At 74.1% G+C, this 2,822-nt stretch carries 2 protein-coding genes; both read left to right on the top strand.

What is annotated here, in order from left to right:
• The first annotated feature begins 77 nt into the window (after positions 1-77).
• Positions 78-1,682 (top strand): lactate racemase domain-containing protein, encoded by a 1,605-nt coding sequence (locus AC08OO_RS23195; RefSeq protein WP_476619094.1) that lies wholly within the window; start codon positions 78-80, stop codon positions 1,680-1,682.
• Between the two features lie 115 nt (positions 1,683-1,797).
• On the top strand, positions 1,798-2,822 hold a 1,025-nt coding region (locus tag AC08OO_RS23200), incomplete at its 3' end, for a lysophospholipid acyltransferase family protein (RefSeq protein WP_476619095.1).

The raw sequence follows: 2,822 nt of genomic DNA on the forward strand, positions 1-2,822 counted from the left end.
GTCATGGCGAGGCTGCGCCGCCGGGCGGGGCGCCAACACGGAGGGGTTGTCCCTTCGTGCCGGACGTGGAAGGGATCATGCTGGTGAGACCGGGGTTCGTGCTCGAGGTTGACGAGCGGACTCCCCCGCTGCTGGTGCACCAGGGTGAGGGCGTGCTGCTCGAGCAGTTCCCGCTCGGGACACGGGTGGTGTATCCGCCCGAGTCGCTGCCCGGGGTCGGTGACGTCGATGCGGCGATCGCCGCGGCGTTGGCGGCGCCGGTGGGCAGCGAGCCGCTGGCGGCGTTGCTGCGTCCGGGGATGCGGCTGACGATCAGTTTTGACGATCTGTCGACGCCGTTGCCGCGGATGCGTCGCCCGGATGTGCGGGGGCGGATCATCGAGGCGGTGCTGACGGCGGCGGCGGCGGCCGGTGTCGACGATGTGGCGCTGGTCGTGGCGAACGGGTTGAACCGGCGGTTGAGCGCCGGCGAGGTGGAGCGGATCGTCGGGGAGCGGGTGTTCCGCTCGTTCTGGCCCGGGCAGTTGCGCAGCCATGACGCGGAGGATCCTGACAATCTCACCGTCGTGGGGGTGACCGACGCCGACGAGCAGGTGGAGGTTTCCCGCCGGGTCGCCACCGCCGACCTGCTGGTGCACGTCGGGGTCGTGCAGAGCCCGGCGGCGGTCGGTGCGGGCGGGCTCGTGACCGGCCTGTCGTCGTATGCGACGCTGCGTCACGTGCACAGCGTCGCCGCGGCGGTCCGCCGCGTCGGCCTGCCCGGGGACGGCGCTGGCGGCGTCGGGGATGGGGGCGTTGGTGCGCCGCCGGGTCCGGCGGCGCGGATGGGTCGGCTGCTGTGCGAGGCGGTGCGGGTGTTCGCCGTCGCGGTGACGGTGAACGCCGCGACGGCGCCGGTGCACTATCCGTTCCTGACCCGCCGGGAGTGGGAGTGGTCGCTGGCCGATCAGGCGATGGCGGTTGGGCTGGGCCGTGGCCTGGAGCTGGTGGGGTCGCGGGCGCGCCGCCGGCTGCTGCGTGACTTCGCCGCCGACTATGCGGTCACCTCGGTGAGCGCGGGGGATCCTACGGCGGTCGCGGCGGTCGCGGCGGCAGGGGTCGACGCCCAGCAGCGGGTTACCGTCGATGGGCAAAGCGACGTCGTTGTCGTCGGGCTGGGCCCGTTCGGGCCGTTCGACGCGGGTGCGGTGGTCAACCCGGTGCTGGCGGCGCACGGCGCGCTCGGGGAGGTTTTCGGCCGGTACCGGGGGCGGCCGGTGGTCCGCGAGAACGGGGCGTTGATCGTCTACCATCCGCTGACGCCACGGTTCTCCCAGCTGCATCACCCCTCCTACGTGGACTTCTACGAGGAGGTGCTCGCCGAGTCGACCGAGGCGGCGACGGTAGAGGCGAAGTTCGAACGGCAGTACGCCACCGATCCCTGGTATGCGTCGCTGTATCGGACGTCGCTTGCTCATCACGGGGTGCATCCGTTCCACCGCTGGTATGAGGCGGCGCCGGCGATGGCCCATGTGGGGGATGTGGTGTGGGTGGGCGGTGATCGGGCGGCGTGCGCGCGGCTGGGGTTCCGGGCGGCGTCGACGTTGGCGGATGCGTTGGAGATGGTGTCGGGATCGGTGGGCCGTGATCCGTCTATCACCTATCTGCACTCCCCACCCCATCTGATCGCCGAAGTACGGTGACCGCGGGAGATGCGGGTCACGGATCGTGCGGTCGCCGGCTGGGACGCGGTGGCCATGCGCGGCGGAGCACAGGTGCCAGCGGTGGACCGGATCGGCAGGGGCAGAGGTGAACGGGATGGCGAGTAGGCCGCGACGGGGTGTGGGGCTGCGGGCGGTGGTGGCCGGGTGGCGGCCGGGTGGCCGCGGCCCGGTCCCGGGCAGCGCCGAGGCGCATCGGGTCCCCGAGGTGCCGCGGGAGTTCCCGACCGCGTGGGCGCGTCGCCCGGCGGCGCGGGCCGCCCGGGGGGTGTTTCTGCGTGGGGTGATGTGCCCGCTGCTGCGGACGACGCTGACGGTGGCGGTGCACGGTGCGGAGGCGTTCGACGGGGTCCGCGACACCCCGATGATCATCGTGTCGAATCACAGCAGTCATCTGGACGCCCCGCTGCTGTTGTGCACGGTGCCCGGGTGGGTGCGGGCGCGTACGGCGGTGACGGCGGCGGCGGACTATTTCTTCGACAGTGCCTGGCGGGGGGCGTCGAGTGCGTTCGCGTTCGCGACGGTGCCGATCGAACGGCACGGTGGGGCGCCGTCGGCGACGCCGATGAACCTGCTGGGGGACGGCTGGAACCTGGTGATCTTTCCGGAGGGGACGCGGTCGCGGGACGGGGCGCGGGGCCGGTTCCGGTTGGGGGCCGCCTATCTGGCGATCAACGCGGGGGTGCCGGTGGTTCCGGTGGGGCTGCGGGGTGCGTACGCGGCGATGCCGCGGGGACGGTCCTGGCCGGTGGCGGGCCGTCCGCCGGTGTCGGTGCGGTTCGGCCGGCCGATGCGCCCCGCGCCGGGTGAGGATGTGCGGGCGTTCACCGCGCGGCTGGCCGCCGAGGTCGACCGGCTCTGCGCCGAGGACGCGACCTCCTGGTGGGAGGCGACGCGGGCGGCCTTCGCCTCGGGTCTGCCCGGTGCGGCTGGGACGGCTGAGGAGGCGCGGGCCGGGGAGGAGGCGCAGGTGCCGGCGGCGCGCTCGGCCCCGGACGTCGCCGCGACCCCGGCGGGGTCCGAGCCGGCGGGCCGCACCGCCGGGGACCCCGGCGGTGCGGCCGGTGGTGGGGGCTTCCCCGGTCGGACCAGCCCGCGGGCGGTCCCCCGACCGGGGTGGGC

The organism is Frankia sp. CeCAU1 (genome assembly GCF_977971845.1).

Bases quoted from the DNA above. Each gene is read 5' to 3' on its own strand.
- AC08OO_RS23195 (WP_476619094.1), top strand. From the start codon at position 78: ATGCTGGTGAGACCGGGGTTCGTGCTCGAGGTTGACGAGCGGACTCCC.